This is a genomic window from Mesorhizobium sp. P171375, assembly GCF_057786075.1.
In genome coordinates this window covers 5,918,463-5,938,308 of the sequence record NZ_JBYNWF010000001.1, presented here as the reverse complement: position 1 = coordinate 5,938,308, position 19,846 = coordinate 5,918,463, and the positions used below count along the sequence as shown (strand labels likewise).

The window sequence follows — 19,846 nt, the reverse complement described above, 5'->3', positions numbered from 1 at the left end:
GGGATCGGTATGCTGAAAACGTCGTCCTCTCTCCTTCATCGCTACTTCGGATCGGATGCCACGATGTACGCCGGATCAGGTGAGACCGCCCGCGAATATGCCGACAAGATGCTGCTCTCAGCGCTGCAGGAAGCGCAATCGGCGGCACGCTCGTACGACACGCGGGCCCAGATCGTCGGCGTGGGCTACATCCTTGCCCTCAACCTGGTGCTGCGATTCGGCGATCTCTTGCCGATCCATGCGCCAATCGGGCCGCTGTTTTATGCGGTCGTTTGGGGGATCGTGATCATGCCGATCATGCAGTTCGGCCACGTTCTTTATCCGAGCCGCATGCGCGCGGAAAAGGAATTTAATGGCAAGGTGTCCGGGGCTTCCGCCGTTGCGCCGGTCTACTATGTCGAACCCAGCTCCTTCCCTGATGTCCGGGCCCTGGTCCACCAGGCGTTGAAGTCCGATTGGACCTCAGTGCTGGCCACCGAATTGCTGAAGACCTCGCGTGTCCGGACCATCAAGCAGGCGCGCTTCCACCGCGGCCTGCTGATGACCGTTTTGTCCTTCATCGTGCTGGGTGGCGAGCAGTTTCTTCGAAGTTTCACACTGGCTTGATGAGCAACATGACACCGAGCTCTGAGGCCGGGAAGCAAAGCAGCCGACCTCACCGCCTTTTCCGCTACCGCAAGGGAGAGCTTCGGCTCGGTAAGGATCAACTCCTCCGCCAGGCCGGCGCCCAACCGGAAACTTCAAGAAGAGTCGCATGACTATGGATCCAGCAACCATCACCGCCGTCTCCGCACTGGCCGGTTCCGCCATTGGCGCCTTGTCATCCGTCGCCACGAGCTGGCTCACCCAGCATCGTCAGAATCGTGTGCAGCGGCTCGAGCAGGAGGCTTCGCGTCGCGAGCGGCTGTTCGGCGAGTTCATCGACCAAGCATCGAGGGCCTATGCTGACGGAGTGGTCCAGGAACGCTTGGATGACCCATCCAAGTTGGTCCCGATGTACACCGCCATTAGCAAGCTTCGCCTATTTGCCATGCCAGGAACCATCGGGGCTGCCGAGGCAGTTCTTGAACACGTCGTCACGACATACGAGACGACTTCGTCCGCCTTGGCGGCCCGGAACTCGCGCGTGGCCGCCCATGACATTCTGCGCGTGTTTGCAGAGGCCTGCCGCGCGGAGCTAGCGTCCGTGCGCTAAACTCCGGGAGGACTTCGCTGAACAAGTTCATCAGCGCCGCGCCTATGCCAGAAGAAGCCAGCTTGCCGTCCAATATAGCGGGATGGGAAGTCTGTTCACGGCAGAAACGCTCGCCGTCCCCTGGAGCACGGCTCCGAACAAACGAAGTTAGCTCTGTATGCGCCACGGAACGATGCGGAACGATACGGGAAGATTTCTGATTTTGGCCCACGAAAAACTCAATAAAATCAACGTCCTTACTACGTCCTCCGGGCCCACCATTATCGTTATTTATCAATGACTTATTGACAGGTTCGCCACGAGGTTCGCCAACAGGTTCGCCAAGCAGCGGCTTCCGCGTCACCAGCCGTACAGCGCCACTTGTCGCGCTGGTTTACTATATGACCTGCCAGGCCTGACTGTCGGCAAATGGTTGGCCGTGCCGCCCATTCCCGCGCGATCGGAATTGGCGAAAGTTGGCATTTACGCCAGCTGCAACGGCTGAAGTCTAGCAGTGAAAGACGTCAGCGTTTGACGCCTTGCCCAACACCACTTCGTATATCACCCCTCGAGGATATCTATCGATGCGCGTCCGCGGCGCACCAGGGGATGCAGGTGTGAACCTGCTTATTCGCTTACCTGCGGGGGTCGAGCAGGCTGCGTGCGACGTCTTCAATATGCGAGCGCATGGCGAGTTCGGCTTGCATGGGGTCGCGCGCAGTGATCGCATCCAGAATATTCCTGTGCTGCTGCGCGTAATGCTCCCGTCGCTCCGGCGTGAGTACCGCCTGACGAAGCTGGCTCCATGTCCTTTGCCGTCTTATAGCGTTGAAGCTGTCGAAGATGGAAAGCAGGAGCCGATTGCCTGTGACCAGACACAGCGCCCGGTGAAACTGTCCGTCCCAGGACTCCCACGCAGCGGGGTCTCCAGAGGCCCTTCCCTTCTGAACAAGTCCGAACATATCAGAGATCTGAAGTTCGCTCGCGCGCAGAGCCGCCATTCGGGCAATCTGAGGTTCGATTGCCAGTCGTGCCTCCAGCGCCTCGGCCGGGCTCGTGTTTGCGGTAACGAACGACAGTTGTTTTGGTGCTTTTTCGGGACGCGGACCAACAAAAGTACCTTGACCGACATGACGCCAAATTCGTCCTTCCGCCTCGAGCCGGTCAAGCGCCACTCGCAGTCCCATACGACTGACGGCGAGCTGACGGGCCAGATCTCGTTCCGGCGGCAGCCGACTCTGCGGCTGGAAGCGATTTTCCCGCAGCATTTCGTCAAGCTTCTGGTGAGCGTAGTCGGCTCTCTTCATTTTAGACCATTCCATATTGGTTTATTTTGGTGGGCCGGTACCCAGTGAGTTGACAGGGCCCATACGTTGGGGAATAGATAACAAAAATTGTAACAGAACACTATCGGGATATAGACCAATACGCAATGGTCCAAATTGTTGGGCCGATAAATTAAGGGGAAGGTTGTCAAATGTCTCGTGTTTCCAAAACTGCCGGTTGTGCCATCGCGCTCGTCTTTGCGGTTGGCCTTGCCCATGCATCGGAAGTGACGCCGCCGGCAGATATCGCAAAGGCAGGCAAGATCACGTATTGCGCGGAATTCGGAAATCCGCCGCTCGGCTTCTATGACGAAAATCAGGTTCTAGGTGGCATGGATGTCGATATCGGCACCGAGATCGGGAAGCGGATGGGGGTGAAGGTCGAGTGGAAGGAAACTGCGTTCAGTGCCATCATTCCGGCTCTCCTGGCCAAGCAGTGCGATGCCATTCTGTCGCAGCTTTTCGACAAAGCGCAGCGCCGCGAAGTCGTGGATTTCACGAACTACATGTATTCGAGCCAGTCGCTCTTGGTGGCGAAGGGAAACCCGAAGAATGTCAAAGGGCTTGAGGATCTTTCCGGCCTCAAGGCCGCGGTGGACAATGGCACGACGATCCAGAGCCTGCTGGACGAGCAGAACAAGAAATTCAAGGAAGCTGGAAAACCTGAAGTAACGGTCACGGTCTTCCCGAAGGATTCCGATGCTCGCCAGGCGCTGCAAATTGGTCAGGTCGATGCATACGGAACCACCCTCGAAACAGCTGCTTTTTTCCTACAGAAGGCGGGCCATATTTTCGACATAGGCGGTGAGCCGTTCGCCAAGATCAAGACCGGGATCGCCACCCGCAAAGGTGAGGCCGAGATGCATGATGCCGTTCAGAAGGCCTTCGATTCGATGAGGGCCGACGGCACCTACAAGAAGTTACTCGCGAAGTGGGGGCTCGAAGGAGACGCCATCGAATAGGCGGTCCCCATGAATTTCGAATGGGGCGTTTTTTGGGAATACCTGTTCCGGCCAAGTTCGGTCTATTTGCACGGTCTCTGGCTGACCTTGAGCATCAGCGTGATCTCCCAAGGCTTCGGAACCCTTCTCGGGCTTTTCATAGCCTTGGCCCGGATCTCGAAGCATCACATACTGCAAGTGTCCGCGCGAATCTTCGTGTGGGGTTTTCGCGGCACGCCATTGTTGGTGCAGATCGTCTTCATTTACACCGGGTTGGCGGCCGCGAACATTTTCCGTTTCGAGGATATCAATCTCGGTTTCGCCGTCCTTCCCGGCAATATGCAGGCAGGAATTCTTGCGTTGACGCTGAACGAAGCGGCCTACATGGCGGAGATCATTCGGGCGGGGATCAATTCCGTCGCCATAGGCCAGACGGAAGCGTCAAAGTCCCTGGGAATGACATACGGCCTCTACATGCGGCGCATCATACTGCCGCAAGCGGCGCGCGTGGTTGTGCCGCCGCTTGGCAACGAGTTTAATAGCATGCTGAAAAACACGACACTGCTAAGCGTGATTGGCGTTCCCGAACTTCTGCTCGCAACGCAGATGGTTACGTCCGTAACCTTTCGTGTTTTTGAGCTGTATATGGTGGTCGCCTGCTACTACCTGACGCTCACAACGCTCTGGGGCTTCGTACAGCAGCGGCTCGAGTCGCGGTATGGCGATCCTGCTGCGGCAGCTTCCCGCAAACTCGGCTCAAAGGGGTACCGGCGCCTGTTCGGATTTGGCCAGACTGGAGAGCGGCGATGAGTGGTGATCGGGCGGATGAGCCTGCGGTTGTCACCGCGCGCGGCGTGGAAAAGCGCTTCGGTGACCTTCAGGTCCTCAAGGGAATCGATCTTACCGTTCGCAAGGGAGAGGTGGTCGTCATCGTTGGTGCGTCGGGGTCGGGCAAGACCACGTTCATACGCTGCATCAATCATCTCGAGAGGATCCAGAAAGGTCGGATTGAGGTCAACGGCCATTTGATCGGCTACCGCGAACGCGACGGCCAACTTGTGGAAGACAGCGAGCGGAACATTGCCCGCCAGCGCTGCGAGATTGGAATGGTCTTCCAGCTGTTTAATCTATTTCCGCACCTGACGGCTCTCGAAAACATCATCGAAGCGCCGATTCACGTGCGCAAGATTCCGCGTGAGGAAGCGCTCCGAACCGGCCGCACACTGCTCGCTCGCGTGGGCCTGGCCGATAAAGAGAATACCTATCCCGCGCAACTCTCTGGTGGTCAGCAGCAGCGTGTGGCCATTGCCCGTGCTCTGGCCATGCGTCCTGCGCTCATGCTGTTCGACGAGCCGACCAGTGCGCTCGACCCTGAGATGATTGGCGAAGTCCTGGACGTCATGAAGGAACTCGCCCGCGAGGGCATGACCATGATTGTGGTGAGCCACGAGATGGGCTTCGCGCGCGAGGTGGCAAACCGCGTCATCATGATGCATGGCGGCCGGATAATAGAGGACGCTCCTCCGGAGCAATTCTTCACCGCGCCCGCCCATGAAAGAACCGCGGCGTTTTTGTCCCGGGTCATTAGCAGGAAAGAGTGAGAGCGGTACGCATGAATACGATCCGCGATATTCTAAGTTCCGGGCCCTTGGGGGCTCGAGCAATTGGAGCTCCAGCTCGCCCGGATATCACCTTGGGAGAACTGCTGGCTCTTGTCGACCGGACGGTCAGATCTCTCAACAATCTTGGCATTGGGAGGGGTGACAAACTCGCCATCGTTCTCGACAACGGCCCCGAGATGGTCGCCGCCTTTCTCTCCTGCGCAACCGCCTGTACGACCGCTCCACTCAATCCAGCCTACCGAGAAGACGAGTTCGTCTTTTATCTGGACGATCTCAAGGCGAAGGCACTTCTCGTCGCAGCCGGGAGCACAAGTCCGGCGCTCGCTGCAGCCGCGCGCGTCGGGATACCGACAATCCACCTGCATGCACGAGAAGACGGTCCAGCGGGGCTCTTCGATCTGTCGGGCATGTCGTCGGCGGCCACCACGCCGGGACTGGCAGATTCTGAGGATGTCGCGCTGGTCCTGCATACTTCGGGTACGACCTCCAGGCCTAAAATAGTGCCGCTTAGTCACACCAACCTCCTGACTTCAGGGGCAAATATCGTACGGACGCTCAACCTTGGGCCGTCGGACCGTTGCCTCAACATTATGCCGCTCTTCCATATTCACGGTCTGGTTGCGGCCGTGCTGGCAAGCCTGTCGGCCGGCGGCAGTGTTTTCTGCACGCCCGGCTTCAACGCCCTGAAGTTCTTCGGCTGGATGAACGAGGCTAGACCGACCTGGTATACGGCTGTGCCTACGATGCATCAGGCGATCCTCGCCCGCAGCAGCGGCAATGCGGAAACTATTGCAGCCAATCCTTTGCGGTTCATCCGTTCGAGCTCGGCATCTTTGCCAGCGCCCGTCTTCGCCGAAATGGAACGGGTTTTTGGGTGTCCGGTGATCGAAGCATACTCGATGACTGAGAACGCTCATCAGATGACGTCCAATCAGTTGCCGCCAGGCCAGCGCAAGCCGGGAAGTGTCGGCCTCGCCGCGGGACCCGAGGTTGCAATCATGTCCGAAGACGGAAGATTGCTTCCTTCCCGAGAGGTAGGAGAAATTATCACACGCGGCGCGAACGTCACGCGAGGTTACGAGAATAACCCAAAGGCCAACTCTGAGGCGTTTACTCATGGGTGGTTTCGCACCGGCGATCAGGGTGTGATGGACGATGACGGTTTTCTTCGCCTTACCGGTCGGCTCAAAGAGATCATCAACCGCGGTGGCGAAAAAATTGCCCCGCTCGAGGTCGATGAAGTCCTGATGGCCCATCCGGCTGTCCATCAGGCGGTGACCTTCGCCATACCGCATGACAAGCTTGGCGAGGACATCGCAGCGGTCATTGTCCTGAGGGAGGGCGCCAAGGCCGGCGAGCGAGATATCCGCGAGTTCGCTGCTGGTCGGCTTGCCGACTTCAAAGTGCCAAGACGTGTGGTATTTGTGCCCGAAATTCCCAAAGGCGCCACGGGAAAGATGCAGCGCATTGGCCTCGCGGCAAAACTTGGGCTGGCATAGGCATGGCCAGCAGAGGCTCACGCGCCAGAAGTGATTGCGAAGGCTCGCTCCCTCGCTTCAGGAAAGCGAGTTCGAGGCCAAAAGACGCGAAGCCGTGGGCCGCCGCGACATCTTTCAATCGTAACTGACAAGCAAATTGGAATGACGGCGCGGCTTTGGGCTTGCCGTGTTCATTCCCGACGTTGCCGATAGGAGAACACTATGCGCGACTTCCAACTTCCTGGCCGCTCTCCGGCCATGGCCATGAACGGCATGGCGGCCACTCACAACCCCCATGCGGCTCGGGTGGCCATTGAGGTGCTGCAAAACGGAGGCGCGGCAATCGATGCGGCAGTCGCCGCGGCCGCGGTGCTTGCCGTCATCGAACCCCAGCAAACCGGAATCGGCGGCGACTGCTTTGTCATCATGGCCAAGAATGGCACCGATCAGATTGTTGCCTATAATGGCTCCGGGCGAGCACCTTCCAGGCTTCCAACTGACGAACTCGCCGTCGGCCAGGGCCAACTTGAGGATTTGAGCCCGCATGCCGTCACTATTCCGGGCGCGATTGATGCGTGGACCCAGCTCGTGGCCGATCATGGACGCAAGGAGATCGGTGAGCTTCTTGCTCCTGCAATTGCCTTTGCGCGGGATGGATTTCCGGTTCATCCGCGGGTGGCGGAAGATTGGGCTTTGGAGGAACCGCGGTTGCGGCGCGACCCCAATGCGACCCGCGTTTTTCTTCCGCGTGGCCGGGCCGCTCGGGCAGGGGAGGTATTTCGCAACCCAGGCCTGGCCGACGCGCTCAGCCTGATCGCTGCCAAAGGCAGAGATGGATTCTACAAGGGGCCAGTGGCTCAGGATATCGTGAGCTATCTGCGCAGCCTGGGCGGCTATCACACCCTTGACGATTTCGAGATCGCCGCAGGCGAATATGTCAAGCCGGTCCGGACGGATTACCGTGGCATGGAAGTCTGCCAGATCCCGCCCAATAACCAGGGCATCACCGCGCTCCTCATGCTCAACATCCTCGAGGGTTTTGATCTCGCGGCGCTCGAGCCTTTGGGCGCCGAGCGTCTCCATCTTGAAATCGAAGCCGGCAGGCTGGCCTACCGTGATCGTGATGCTTTCATCTGCGACACGCGGCATGCCGCATTTCCAGTGAATGAAATCCTGGCCAAGGATTACGCCGCACGCCTGCGAAATGAAATTCGTCGCGACCGTGTGGCAGACCATCTGCCGCCGCCACTGATGCGCAAATCAGACACTGTCTACCTGACAGTCGTCGACCGTGATCGCAACTGCGTCAGCTTCATCAATTCTGTCTATTGGGGCTTTGGCTCAACCCGAGTCTCGCCAACCTATGGCATCACGCTTCAAAATCGCGGCATGGGCTTTTCGCTCGATCCCACCCATCCCAACGCGATAGGGCCGGGCAAGCGCCCCCTCCACACGATCATGCCCGGGCTCGCCATGAAGGATGGTCGACCATTCCTTTGCTATGGGGTCATGGGTGGCGACTATCAACCATTTGGACATACACACGTATTGACCGGCATCGTCGACTTCGGGCTCGATCCGCAGGAGGCGATCGACCAGCCCCGCGTCTTCCATTCGCTGGGTGACACTGAGGTCGAGCGTGGCGTTCCGGTCAATACAGTCGAGGGGCTAAGAAAGCTCGGCCACCGGGTGGTCCAGCCAGCCGAACCGCTCGGCGGCGGACAAATGATAAAGATCGACTGGTCCGAAGGTGTGCTTATCGGGGGTTCTGATGCGCGTATGGATGGTTGCGCCCTTGGCTACTAGGTCGTCGACACCGGCCCCTCGATGCCGACAGTCCGGCCGCGAGAGCTGGATGGGATGCTGATGCAAGGTTCGGCGGTTCAACGGGGGATCGGCTGATGCGGATCTGCGTCTTCGGCGCGGGAGCGATCGGAGGTCTCGTCGGCGCCAGGCTCGCCGCGCAAGACGGCGCCGAAGTGAGCCTCGTTGCCAGGGGTGCGCACCTTGCGATCATGCGCGAGAAGGGTTTGACACTGAAGTCTGAAGAGGGTGAGACCACCGTCACGGTGCGCGTGACGGATCAGCCGGCAGATCTCGGGCCGCAAGATTTCGTATTCCTGGCGCTCAAGGCTCATTCGCTTCCAGGCATCCTTGAAAGCCTGAAGCCGCTTCTGGGGCCTGAAACGGCGGTCGTCACGGCGCAGAATGGCGTTCCTTGGTGGTATTTTCATAAGCATGGCGGCGTGCATGAGGGGCGCCGTATCGAGGCCGTCGATCCGAAGGGGCTGCTGTGGGGCACGATTGGGCCTCAGCGTGTGATCGGGTGTGTCGTGCATCCGGCCGCAGAAATCGAGGCCCCCGGCATCATCCGCCACATCGAAGGCGATCGGCTGCCGATCGGCGAACCTTCAGGCGAGAAGACCGAACGCATCGCCAAACTGGCTGCGCTCCTCGTCTCAGCGGGTTTCAGGGCGCCTATTCGCCCGCAAATCCGCAATGAGATCTGGGTGAAGCTGTGGGGCAATCTCTCGCTCAATCCAGTTTCCGCCCTGACCGGCGGAAAGCTCGATGAAATCTGCGCCGATCCAGGCACGCGGGCGATCATTCGCGCAATGATGGTCGAAGCTCAAACGATCGGCGAGGCTTTGGGGGCAAGTTTCGGCGTCGATGTCGATCGACGGATTGCCGGCGCGGCCGCGGTCGGCGCGCACAAGACATCAATGCTGCAGGATCTGGAACTGGGCCGGCCGATGGAGGTCGATGCTCTGGTGTCGGCCGTCCAGGAGCTAGGCCGTCTCACCGGTCAGGCGACCCCGACGATCGATATCGTCGAGGCGCTCATTCGGCAGCGTGCGAAGCTCGCCGGCTGTCTTTGACGACCACCCCCTGCAGGCCATTTTCATCCAGACCGCCCTTAGGGAGTGGGCTTTATGAGGGTCAATTAGGTTCGGATCCGGCTATGTCGCACACGGATCGTTGCTTCTTCCTAGTTGAAGTCTATATTGCAACTCCACGTATTAATCACATTTATCCAGATTTCCAACTTGAGCGCACTTCCGAATTGTGCGTTCCAATTGCTCAGGACATGATCACAAAGAGATTGGAACTTTGGTTGAAAATCATGATCACTAGTTGAAATCTTTATTACGACATCTGGGACGGTGGCCGCGTGCACTGCCAAGGAATTAAATGCTATTGCTGTACACTGATTTAGCTCGACGATGATATCGTGATCAGGAACGTTGAGAACCTCGTTTGTCGCCTGATAAAGAATATCCATCACTGAGGCGCAGCGATCGGTCAACTGTTTCTGGGCTCCAGCGGATTTAGGGAAAATTTCGATGTAAGCCATTATAGTATATTCCTCTGCCTTCCGTTGTTTCCTATAAAGTTAAATTAAAAATTATTATAACATCAAACAGTATTTGGCATATGTTATTTTTCTCTGCTTTTTACTTCCATCAGTTCTATCGGAAATCCAATGGACGGTTCCATGTCCATCTTAACTTCTCTAGAGAATTCAGATGAAAGCGTGTCAGTCACCTGCCACCCGAGTTTTGATAGCCGGTCCAATTCTGCGTCCATATTAGGGGTGAGGAAGCCAATTTCACTCAAGTGCCCAATTGGCGCACCGCACCCGGTATGGTATCCCAGCCGTTGTTTTTCGAGCGGCTCCATTAGTTCAAGATAGAAATTGTCGTTCACCCACGCGCCGCTGACAAAAGCTTCACCTTTGAATAGATCTCCTTCAACACGAGTAAACCCTCCTGTGCCGATACCAAAAGACTCAGTCAGCAACCTTTCCGTGCGACGGATGTCGTCAACCCGAATGCAGACGTGGTTCATGATGAGCCTCTGTTCCTGATGGCATTTTTTGACCAAGCGCATCATTCGGCTCTCGAAACCTTCTTCTCTGTCTTGATTTTCCATAGCTAATTCCTCCAATAGTTTCTCTAATCAAAGATAGGAAGTATTGACAACGTCGACCTTCAGACGCAGACAGCCGATGAACCTCTGCTGTCACCGCAGCGGCACCCGCTTGTTGAGTTCAGCTCCGTCCCCAGGCCAGACCGATCACAACATCCCACAAGGCAAAGGTGCGGCTAACCTCCCGGCGCGACAACATTCAGGACACACGGACCGATAGCTTCAAGGCAGTACCCCCCTTCGAGCACAAACATGTGAGGGCAGCCCAGGGATGCAACGGTTTCTCCGATCCGGCTGAAATCAGCCAACTCAAGGGCCAGACGCCCCGCGGGATCGTTGGCATAGGTATCCACGCCGAGTGCCACCACCATATAGTCAGGAGAATAATCGCGCAGCCTCTCGAGTGCGGTCGTCAAACCTTCGCTATAGCCCGACCAATCGGTGCCGGGTTGCAGTGGCAGGTTCAAGTTGAAGCCTTCTCCAGCCTCGGCGCCGATCTCCTCGGCGTAGCCGGAGAAATAGGGATAGTCCACCGCAGGATCGGCGTGGAGAGAGATGGTAAGGACATCGGACCTGGTCCAGAAGATGTCTTGAGCCCCGTTGCCATGGTGAGCGTCAACGTCCAGGATCGCGACCCGAGCGCCATCTCGCGTCAGTTCCTGTGCGGCCAGCGCGGTATGGTTGGTGTAACTCGTTCCACCACCCATGTTCCAGCAGGCATGGTGCCCCGGAGGACGAGCCAGGACCAGGCCCGGCAATCCAGAGACGCGAAGGTCCCTGGCAGCCTGAAGGGACGCCCCTGCTGCGCACAAGGTTGCAGGCCACATCGCCGGCGTGATCGTACTTACGCCGTCGAACATGTAGTAGGCGATCTTGCCTTCTATCGCGCTTGGGCATCGAGCTGGCCGGTTGCGGTGCGGCCAGACGAAGCCGACGCCGTCGAGTTCGGTTCCGAATGAGCTCGACCATTCATCCCAAGCCGTGGCCAGGAAATCGAGGTAGTCTTCGGAATGAATGGTGCGCAGATCTTCCTTCGATGCAGGTGCACAGTCCAAGACATCGGTGTGGCCAGCCTGTCGTAAGACGTCCAGAACAACGCTGGTGCGCTCCGCCACGTCGAGCGTCGGGATGAACCTCCCAGGGGTGAGTTCGACTTTCGATTGATGCTCCAGATGAGCATCGCATTTGTAGATTTTCATCTGCTAATCCCCGGTTGGCTCAGGCGCTACTTGCGATCCGAAGATCGGGCGGCACCTCTGTCAGCGCGGTGTGAAGGGCTTCGAAGCACCGGTCGGCGTCGGCGGTGCTGAAGGCCAATGGCGGCCTTATCTTGATGACGTTTCCCAAGGGACCTGTCGAGGCAACCAGGACACCGAGGCTCTTCATCCGTTCACGCACCCAGCGGGCTGCGAGTTTCGCGGGAGCGCGCGATGTCCGATCGACGACAAGCTCGACTCCGTAGAAGAGGCCGCGCCCATGAATGTGGCCGACAAGCTCGTGCGTGCCGATCAAGCCGTCGAGAGATGCCTTGAGATGCGCACCGACACGCTCGGCGTTGCCTTGCAGGTTCTCGCCCTGCAGAACGTCCAAGGTGGCGTTGGCGACAACCGTCGAGACCGTGTTGCCGCCAAACGTGTTGAAATAGCCAGTGCGACGCTGGAACTCCAGGGCAATTTCGCGACGCGTCACGAGCGCGGCGATAGGGTGGCCGTTGCCCATCGGCTTTCCCATGGTGACCATGTCGGGACGAACATTGAAGGCCTCGAAGCCCCACATGTCCGTGCCCGATCTTCCGAAGCCCATTTGAACTTCGTCGGCGATGCACAACGCCCCTGCGCGGCCCGCTTTCTCGAAGGCAAGGCGCATGTAGTCCTGTGGCGGCACCAGGGCGCCGTTGCCGTCAAAGATCGAGTCGATCAGCACGGCTGCAGCCCCGGGCCCCCTTGCTCCAAGGCGGGCCGCTGCTTCCGTCACGTGATCAGAGTATCGTTCCGCTAAATCGGCCTGGTCGCCTCGGTGGATGCCCCGGTAGACATTAGGAGCCGGCACCGCCTCGACCCAACTCGGCTTGTCCTTGATGTCGTATTCCAGCAACGAAAGCGGCGCGACCACCGATGTGTTGCCATGATAGCTGTTCTCCGTGACGATCACGCCTTCGTTGCCGGTAACTGACCGGGCAATGCGAACCGCCAGGTCGTTGGCCTCCGAGCCGGTGCAGACAAAGATCCAGGTATCCAGGCCTTCGGGGAGGGTCGCAGTCAGCCGCTCTCCCAGCCGCAGGATCTCGCTATGAAGATAGCGGGAGTTGGTGTTGAGCGTGGCCGCCTGCTGGGCGAGCGCCTGCACCACATAGGGGTGGCAATGCCCCACGTTGGCGACGTTGTTGTAGCAATCCAGGTACTCCGTCCCGGAAGCGTCGAAGAGTTTTGTGCCGCGACCGCGCACGAGTTCGAGCGGCTCGTTGTAGAACGTGTAGGCTTTGCCCAGGACGGATTCCCTGCGCGACACCAGGGCTTGGATATCGTTCGCAGTCTGTTCCACCACGGGCGATGAGATCGGAGTGGGCACTACGGACGGTGTCATCGAGGCGACGAACGCGTCGTCGTCGATGTTGGCGAGACGTGATATGGCTGCCGAATACAGGGGTTGCAGTTCACCGAGGTGTTGGTCGTTCCGGCCGTTGACGACAGCCTGGTAGCGCACGAGCCCGACCTGCAGGATCAGCCGGGCCAGCACCAGGTCCTTGAGCACCGCCAGATCGGCGGACTCCAGTGGCATATGGATTTGGTAGCCGCGTACGACGGCTGCCGCGGCCGCCACAGGCTCCGGGCTCCAATGGATGAAAGACGCCACGGCAACGGCGAGGTCCTGCGCGACCGTCCCATAGACCATGTCGCCAAAGTCGATAACACCCACGACTTCGAGCAAAGGCTCGGCCCGGACCAGGACGTTGCTCTCGTGGAAATCATTGTAGATAACCTGCGATCGGAGGCGCGGCAGTGCTGCCAGGGTTGATCCGGCGAGGTGCTCCAATGCCCGGTCGACATCTGGGCGGATTTCTTCTGGGATATAGTCCCGCAGCCAATCACCAAGGACCAGGCTATTTGCCAGGTCCCACGGCATCGGTCGAAGGGCGCCGCGATGATTGAATCCCTGGAGCGCGCGTGCCAGACGGCCTTGCGCCGCACCGAGGCGCAGAAGGTCGTCGGTGGACAGATTGAAGCCTCGCTGGCTCAACAGATCCATGACGGTCTCGCCGGCGACGTACGAGAGAACCCGCAAAGCATACCTTCTTCCCTCTCCAGCCGAGATGCTGGAAAGCAGGTCACCTGCAAGGGTCCTGCGCACCCGTGGGACCTGGAGCGCCGGGTCTACCTGTTCGATATGTTCAAGTGCTTTCGCCTGAAAGATGAGACCTTCCTCATCCTCTTCGAGAGATGCAATCTTGACGACAAACCTCTCGCCGGCGGCAGTGACAAGACGATAGTTCTGTTCTCTTTCCCCTCCCAGCTGATGCCATTCGCCTGCCAGCCCGTAGTGTTCGAGCACATGGTCCGCGACCGGCTTCAGGTCCAGTTGCGGCGCCTTGATGCTGCGCAGGAGCGAGCGCGCTTCAGTCTCGGTGATTTTCGTTTGCATGGTCGAACTGGTACCTCGATTTCGACGCCCTGCCACTACGCCGTCATAGCAGACGTGAGCGCGTCGCCCAGATCCTGGCGTCTCATGAACCCTACCGTTCTGCCGGTGGAATTGCCGAAGGCGATCACGCTGGCCCCGCCCTGGAAGGTTTCCGCGACTCTTCGAAGTGTCGCCTCAGCCTCGAGTTGCACGTCGAATGCGCCCGGCTCTCCACGCTGCATGAAATTTTCCGCCGTCAGTATTCGACTGCGTTCCGCGCTCGCGGTGAATGCTCTCACATAGGAATCCGCGGGATTCAGGATCAGTTCCGCAGCGCTGCCGGTCTGGACGAGCTCGCCCTTGCGCAAAAGGGCGATGCGATCTCCAACGCGAGCAGCCTCGTTGAAGTCATGGGTCACGAACACGGCAGTCTTCGACAGCGTTTTCTGTAGCCTGAGAATTTCGTCCTGCATCTCTTCGCGAATGAGTGGGTCGAGCGCTGAAAAGGGCTCGTCCAGCAGCCAAAGGCTAGGATTGGTTGACAGACTGCGAGCAATGCCGACGCGCTGCTGTTGGCCTCCGGAGAGCTCGTGCGGGTAGTGATCTTCTTTGCCGGACAGCCCGACGAGCCCAATCATATCGAGCGCCTTCTGCCTCCGCTCAGCTGCGCGCACGCCTTGGATTTCCAGGGGCAACTCCACATTGCCGACCACGGTACGGTGGGGAAGCAGCGCGAAATTCTGGAACACCATGCTCATGTGCGTACGACGCAGCAGTTGCAGGCTCTTTTCAGGCACGGCGCGCAAGTCCTGACCCTCGAAGCGCAACTCTCCGGCCGTCGGCTCCACCAGGCGCGTCAAGCATCTCAGCAGAGTGGACTTTCCGGATCCGGAAAGCCCCATGATGACCAGGATCTCGCCCTTCGCCACGGAGAGATCGATGCCGGCCAACGCGACGAAACCGCCGCGCTGCTCCACCGAGGAGATATTCTCACTCAGTGGCGCTTCGGGATCGATACTATGTGCCTTGGCCGGTCCGTAAATCTTCCAAAGGTTCTTGCAGCTTAGCATGGCTATCCCCGACAATCCTCAGCCCAGTTCCCTGGCTTCGTTCAACATGATCGCGTCAGAGGAGGTATAGCCGCCATCGACGGCGATGCTCGTGCCCGAGACAAAGCTGGCCCGCTCGGACAGAAGGAAGGCGACCACGCCAGCGACTTCGTCCGGCCGCCCGTCTCGCCCAAGAGGTGTGACTGATGCTGATCCCGAGGACGCCTCAGTCGTCATGTCGGTTTGTATCCATCCCGGCGAGACGGCGTTGGCGCGGATGTTTCGGGAGCCGAAATTGCAGGCGAGGCTCTTGGCCAGATTGACCATCGCCGCCTTCGACGCCGCGTAAGCCATACTTGCGTAGGAGCCGAAGAACGCGTCGGTGGACGCGACCAAAACAACCGATCCTCCCGACACAATCTGCTTCTGCAGTCCAAGAGTTAGCCGCAACGCTGCATTCAGATTTACTTCGAAGGTGCGATCCCAGATCGAAATGTCATATTCAGTAAAGCGCTCGAACTTGACGATTCCCGCATTGTGGACGATGCCCCGAAGTTGGACACCGTGCAGACGCCGCATCAACTCGTCCTGACTCTCTCGCGCGCCGGCATCAAAATGGTGAAGCGTGACTTTGCGCTCCAGTTCTTCGCCATACGAAACAAGGCTCTCTGCCGCTGCTGCATCGTTGAGGTACGTGGCATGCACATCGTAGCCATCCCGAAGCAACATCTCTGCAGTCGCTCGCCCAATACCGCGGGACGCGCCTGTGATCAGCGCGATCGGAGCTTCACTTGGATTCGACATATTGTTCTTCGATCCTCTTTTTGGCTTTTGGTCTCAGTTTCTGATCTTGGTCCATTTCAAGGAATAGGTTCACGCCTTTGCAGGCATACTGCAGGGCGGAGGTCAGAATTTCCATGGCACTGGCCGCGTCGGTCGCCTCCAAGGCGTCGATGATCGCAACCAGGGCCGCATTCAGTCGCGTGATGATGCCCTTTTCCTCGAAGGCCTCGCGCGCCGGCGGAGCTGTCTTGATCCAGACGCTTTCGATCATCTCAATGAGCGCCTGAGATTCCCCTCGCACATAGATCTTCATCAGAAGGCCGTTGAACCGACGGGCGTAGCCAACAGTGTTGCCAGCCTCGATGTCGCGCTGCATGCACTCGGCTTCGCTTCGGAGCGCCTGGATCGTTTCACTCGATATGCGCGCGGCGGCCCTCTCTAGCGCCAGGCATTCGAGGCTCACCGAGATCTCGAGGTATTCGTTAAAGCTCTGCCGCGAAACGAAGGGGACGCGCGCTGACCGGTTTTCCTCGATGATAAGAATGCCGTCTTCGCCGAGGCGCCGGAACGCCGTACGGACCGGCATCGGGCTGACGCCCAGTTCGGCGGCGATATCGCGGATCTTCAGGCGCTGTCCGGCCCGCCACCGGCACTCAAGGATATCCTGACGGACAAGCTTGTACACGCGGTCCGAAGCGGTCGTGCCCTGCTCATCCTTCTTTGTCATTTGTGACTCGTTTGTGATATTTTACATTCAATTCCATGCTTCATTCAACCTGAGATGCCGTCGCAATGCAACCTCCTTTTTCATTTTTGTGATTGACATGTGATACAATTGCGCCCTAGCTTTGACTGGTAGGTCATTCTGAAAGGGGGTTTCGACATGCGGTTTCCACTCTCATCAGTCACGTTGGCGTCTGTGCTTTGCGCCAGTCTGTGCATTTCTTCCGGCGAGGCGCTCGCCGCTGCCGAGTCCCAGGATCCGGTGCGGTTGGCGATCGTTAGTGCGCCCGACGCGGACTTCATTACGAACGTCTTCGGGACCTTGCTCAAGAAGGCCGGATACAACATTCAGTACGTGCATACCGACTACACGGCGCAGTTCACGGCCATAGAGCTCGGCGATCTCGAGATCAGTCCCGCAATCTGGTCGTCTTCTCCCGAACTGATCGCAGCTGCGCTTGCGTCGGGCTCTGTGACGAAGGTGGGGTCGGTCGGCGTCAAGATCAGGGAAACCTGGTGGTACCCAAACTATGTTGCTCAGCTATGTCCGGGATTGCCGGACTGGAAGGCGCTCAAGAATCCTGCATGCATCAAAGCGCTATCCAACCCCGAGACGGACGGAAAGATCAATTATCTCGGAACGCCGGCGGACTTTGACGCCGATGACGAGCGCCGCATCGCGGCGTTGGGCATTGATGTCCACATAACCTTGCCGGGCACCATGGCGGCCATGGTCGCCACGATGCAGGGCGCAATCGAAAGGAAAAAACCGATCATCGGATTTGGTTTCGTGCCTCACTGGCTGTACGGCTCCGGCGTGGGCACCTTTGTCGATTTCCCGCCCTATGAGGACGCGTGCCGCAGCGATCCCGCCTGGGGCGTCAACCCCGATCTCGTGGGCGACTGCGCATTACCCACGGGAGATATCATCGAGTTGATCAACAATGATTTCGCCAAGCGCGAGCCCAATGTAACGGATCTCTTGAAGAAGTTTGTTCTGACCAATGACGATGTTGCCTGGGGCATCCTCAAGCAGGATAAGGGCGGACTTACGCCCGAAGCTGCCGCGGCTGAGTGGATTTCCACCAACGAGAAAAAGTGGTCACCGTGGCTTCAATAACCTTCGGCGCGACATCTGTGGCGCCGCTCATCCACCACAAATGGCTGCTGAGCAGCCGTTTGTGGGTGACATTCGGCCTCATTTTGCTCGTCGCTGCCTATGTTGGGCGGGAGGTGCTGCCCGAAGGGTTGTACGTCTGGCCGAAGCAATGGCTGCTGCCGTTGCTTAAGATGTCCAACGATGTGCTCAACCAGTTGCTTCGCCGATCCGAAATTTTTGGCGAGCCTCTCCGGGTCTGGACGCGTGCGGGTGGGGAGGCAGTCGGCCTTCCGATGCGGGGCTTGCAGAACCTTCTGACCACCGGCTGGTCCTTTCCGGGTCGCACTGCAGCCGAAACGGTTACTCTGCCGCCATTGTCGTGGGTGTCGGTGGTTCTTGCTGCAACCTACATGGGTTGGCTCGCCGGTGGGCGCCGCCTGGCTGTCCTGGCGTTTGCAACTTTCGCGTACTTTCTTGTTTTCAATCTTTGGGCTCAAGCGACATTGACGCTCGCTTCCGTGGCGTTTGCGATCGTCGTCGGCGTGATCTTTGGCCTGGTGCTTGGCGTGATGCTGTTTCGTTGGCGTTGGCTCGAAACCGTATTGAGCCCCGTCTTCGACGTCATGCAAACGATTCCGCCATTTAGCTATCTGGTGCCAGTCCTGATCCTCTTCGGGTTCGGTCCCGTCGCGGCGTTGGTGGCAACACTGATCTTCGCTTTGCCGCCGATGGCGCGAGCGGTGGTGTATGGCCTGCGTCGGTTGCCGGACCATACGTTCGAACTGTCCAGCATGACCGGTGCCTCCCGCTGGCAGGGCACATCGAAGATCCTTTTGCCAAGCGCGAGGGACGACCTCCTTCTGGGCGTCAATCAACTGGTGATGATGGCTCTGGCTATGGTCATTCTGGCTTCGATGATCGGCGCAGGTGGTCTGGGAGCGGAAGTGCTTCGCGCGATCCAATCCCTCAAGATCGGTCGCGGGTTGGAGGCGGGGATTGCGATAACACTGCTGGCCGTACTGCTTTACGGCTACGGACATTCGATCGCCGTGCGACGACCTTCTCATCTGTCTCGGCCGCGACCGATGGAGCACCTCGCGATCCTGGCCGGGATCCTGGTCATTCCCACAGTCGCGGGAGTTGCAATCGCACCCCTGGCGCAATATCCCACCGAGTTGACGATCTCGACCGCTGATTTCTGGTCACGCGTCATCACTTGGCTGAACGGCAACTGGGGCGATGGTTTCGAAGCCGCTCGGCTGACCATCACGCTCAGCGTCATTCGGCCCTTGCTGACGATACTGAGAGAGCTCGGCTGGGCGTCGATTGCGGCTTGCATGCTGTGTTTCGGCTTCGCGCTGCGGCGGCCTTTTCTTGCTGTCCTGTCTTGCGCCACGCTCATCCTGATCGCTGCCATCGGCTATTGGGACAAGTTGCTGATCACCTTCAATCTGGTGACGGTCGGAACGCTGCTCTCCCTTTTTGTCGGAGCGCCCTTGGGAATATGGGCCGGATCTTCGCGCCGCGTGCACGCGGTGTCAGAGGTTATCGTCACGACCCTGCAGACGTTGCCTTCCTTCGTATACCTGGTGCCCGTTGTCATGCTTCTGGGTCCCGGAGATGCAACCGCGGTGATCGCCATCGCGCTCTACTCCGTGGCGACGACGGTACGATACACGGACCATGCCATCCGCAATGTCGATCCAACGACGATCGAAGCTGCGGTGGCGTTCGGGGCCACCCCACTTCAAACGTTCTGGAAGGTTCGTCTGCCTCTTGCCCGACCTGGTCTGATGCTGGGTCTCAACCAGACGATCCTCATGTGTGTTGGGATGGTGGTCATCACGGCGCTTGTTGGCTCACAGGGGCTTGAACTGGAGACCGTGGATGCCATCGCTCGCGTCGAGGCCGGCAGAGGATTGCTTGCAGGCCTTGCGATTTCCGCACTGGCAATCATCCTGGACCGCTATGTAGGCGCGGTCGCGGAGAAATTGAACGCCCCCGGCTCGCCTCGCGCTATTTCATCATGATCATCAATGCTCCGGCTGCCCGCTACGGCTGCGGAAATATGAACATTGAGGGTGGCACGTTGAAGTCATTCCGG

The 19,846-nt window shown here is 58.7% G+C and carries 18 protein-coding genes; 10 read left to right on the top strand and 8 right to left on the bottom strand.

The genetic code is table 11. The annotated features are described in order from the left end of the window. Positions 1-9 precede the first annotated feature (9 nt). Together ACYHH6_RS28920 and ACYHH6_RS28915 are read left to right on the top strand one after the other, a co-directional pair. A complete protein-coding gene (locus ACYHH6_RS28920) occupies positions 10-606 on the top strand; it encodes a hypothetical protein (RefSeq protein WP_352583354.1) in 597 nt (198 codons plus the stop codon). Positions 607-754: 148 nt separating this feature from the next. Then, complete coding sequence (locus ACYHH6_RS28915) at positions 755-1,195, top strand: hypothetical protein (protein ID WP_352583355.1); 441 nt, start codon at positions 755-757, stop codon at positions 1,193-1,195. Between the two features lie 614 nt (positions 1,196-1,809). Here the strand turns inward: ACYHH6_RS28915 and ACYHH6_RS28910 are convergent. Further along, positions 1,810-2,481, bottom strand: a complete 672-nt coding sequence (locus tag ACYHH6_RS28910) for a FadR/GntR family transcriptional regulator (protein ID WP_352583356.1) — start codon at positions 2,479-2,481, stop codon at positions 1,810-1,812. A gap of 170 nt (positions 2,482-2,651) precedes the next feature. Between ACYHH6_RS28910 and ACYHH6_RS28905 the strand changes: the two genes are divergently transcribed. The 6 genes from ACYHH6_RS28905 to ACYHH6_RS28880 all read left to right on the top strand — a co-directional run bounded on the left by ACYHH6_RS28905 (position 2,652) and on the right by ACYHH6_RS28880 (position 9,419). Beyond that, positions 2,652-3,461: an ABC transporter substrate-binding protein gene (locus ACYHH6_RS28905; RefSeq protein ID WP_352583358.1), complete on the top strand. Its 810-nt coding sequence runs from the start codon at positions 2,652-2,654 to the stop codon at positions 3,459-3,461. 9 nt (positions 3,462-3,470) lie between these two features. Continuing rightward, entirely contained in the window at positions 3,471-4,250 is a 780-nt protein-coding gene (locus ACYHH6_RS28900) for an amino acid ABC transporter permease (RefSeq protein ID WP_352583360.1), read from the top strand. Then, positions 4,247-5,041, top strand: coding sequence for an amino acid ABC transporter ATP-binding protein (locus tag ACYHH6_RS28895; protein ID WP_352583362.1), 795 nt, complete (start codon positions 4,247-4,249; stop codon positions 5,039-5,041). Before ACYHH6_RS28900 ends, ACYHH6_RS28895 begins: the two co-directional genes overlap by 4 nt. A gap of 11 nt (positions 5,042-5,052) precedes the next feature. Continuing rightward, entirely contained in the window at positions 5,053-6,561 is a 1,509-nt protein-coding gene (locus ACYHH6_RS28890; RefSeq protein ID WP_352583364.1) for an acyl--CoA ligase, read from the top strand. Positions 6,562-6,762: 201 nt separating this feature from the next. Next, positions 6,763-8,346 (top strand): gamma-glutamyltransferase, encoded by a 1,584-nt coding sequence (gene ggt / locus ACYHH6_RS28885; RefSeq protein ID WP_352583366.1) that lies wholly within the window; start codon positions 6,763-6,765, stop codon positions 8,344-8,346. A gap of 95 nt (positions 8,347-8,441) precedes the next feature. After that, positions 8,442-9,419 carry a 2-dehydropantoate 2-reductase gene (locus ACYHH6_RS28880; protein ID WP_352583368.1) on the top strand — a complete coding sequence of 326 codons (978 nt, stop codon included), beginning with the start codon at positions 8,442-8,444 and terminating at the stop codon, positions 9,417-9,419. Between the two features lie 110 nt (positions 9,420-9,529). On the opposite strand, the gene ACYHH6_RS28875 is transcribed toward ACYHH6_RS28880, so the two are convergent. The 7 genes from ACYHH6_RS28875 to ACYHH6_RS28845 form a co-directional block, all read right to left on the bottom strand. After that, on the bottom strand, positions 9,530-9,895 hold the full coding sequence (locus ACYHH6_RS28875; RefSeq protein ID WP_352583370.1) for a hypothetical protein: 366 nt from the start codon (positions 9,893-9,895) through the stop codon (positions 9,530-9,532). A gap of 83 nt (positions 9,896-9,978) precedes the next feature. Beyond that, positions 9,979-10,473: a VOC family protein gene (locus ACYHH6_RS28870; protein WP_352583371.1), complete on the bottom strand. Its 495-nt coding sequence runs from the start codon at positions 10,471-10,473 to the stop codon at positions 9,979-9,981. A 173-nt stretch (positions 10,474-10,646) separates the two neighbouring features. Beyond that, positions 10,647-11,669: a histone deacetylase family protein gene (locus ACYHH6_RS28865; protein ID WP_352583373.1), complete on the bottom strand. Its 1,023-nt coding sequence runs from the start codon at positions 11,667-11,669 to the stop codon at positions 10,647-10,649. 19 nt (positions 11,670-11,688) lie between these two features. Then, entirely contained in the window at positions 11,689-14,109 is a 2,421-nt protein-coding gene (locus tag ACYHH6_RS28860) for an aminotransferase class III-fold pyridoxal phosphate-dependent enzyme (protein ID WP_352583375.1), read from the bottom strand. A 35-nt stretch (positions 14,110-14,144) separates the two neighbouring features. Continuing rightward, complete coding sequence (locus ACYHH6_RS28855) at positions 14,145-15,158, bottom strand: ATP-binding cassette domain-containing protein (protein ID WP_352583377.1); 1,014 nt, start codon at positions 15,156-15,158, stop codon at positions 14,145-14,147. 18 nt (positions 15,159-15,176) lie between these two features. Beyond that, positions 15,177-15,941 (bottom strand): SDR family NAD(P)-dependent oxidoreductase, encoded by a 765-nt coding sequence (locus ACYHH6_RS28850; RefSeq protein WP_352583379.1) that lies wholly within the window; start codon positions 15,939-15,941, stop codon positions 15,177-15,179. Next, the gene (locus ACYHH6_RS28845; RefSeq protein ID WP_352583381.1) at positions 15,925-16,647 is read right to left on the bottom strand and encodes a GntR family transcriptional regulator; all 723 of its coding nucleotides are present in this window, start codon (positions 16,645-16,647) and stop codon (positions 15,925-15,927) included. Before ACYHH6_RS28845 ends, ACYHH6_RS28850 begins: the two co-directional genes overlap by 17 nt. A 156-nt stretch (positions 16,648-16,803) precedes the next feature. On the opposite strand from ACYHH6_RS28845, the gene ACYHH6_RS28840 reads away from it, so the two are divergent. Together ACYHH6_RS28840 and ACYHH6_RS28835 are read left to right on the top strand one after the other, a co-directional pair. Next, the gene (locus ACYHH6_RS28840; RefSeq protein ID WP_352583383.1) at positions 16,804-17,763 is read left to right on the top strand and encodes an ABC transporter substrate-binding protein; all 960 of its coding nucleotides are present in this window, start codon (positions 16,804-16,806) and stop codon (positions 17,761-17,763) included. Further along, positions 17,742-19,772, top strand: coding sequence for an ABC transporter permease (locus tag ACYHH6_RS28835; protein WP_352583385.1), 2,031 nt, complete (start codon positions 17,742-17,744; stop codon positions 19,770-19,772). The genes ACYHH6_RS28840 and ACYHH6_RS28835 overlap by 22 nt, the downstream gene beginning before the upstream one ends. The last annotated feature ends 74 nt before the right edge of the window (positions 19,773-19,846 follow it).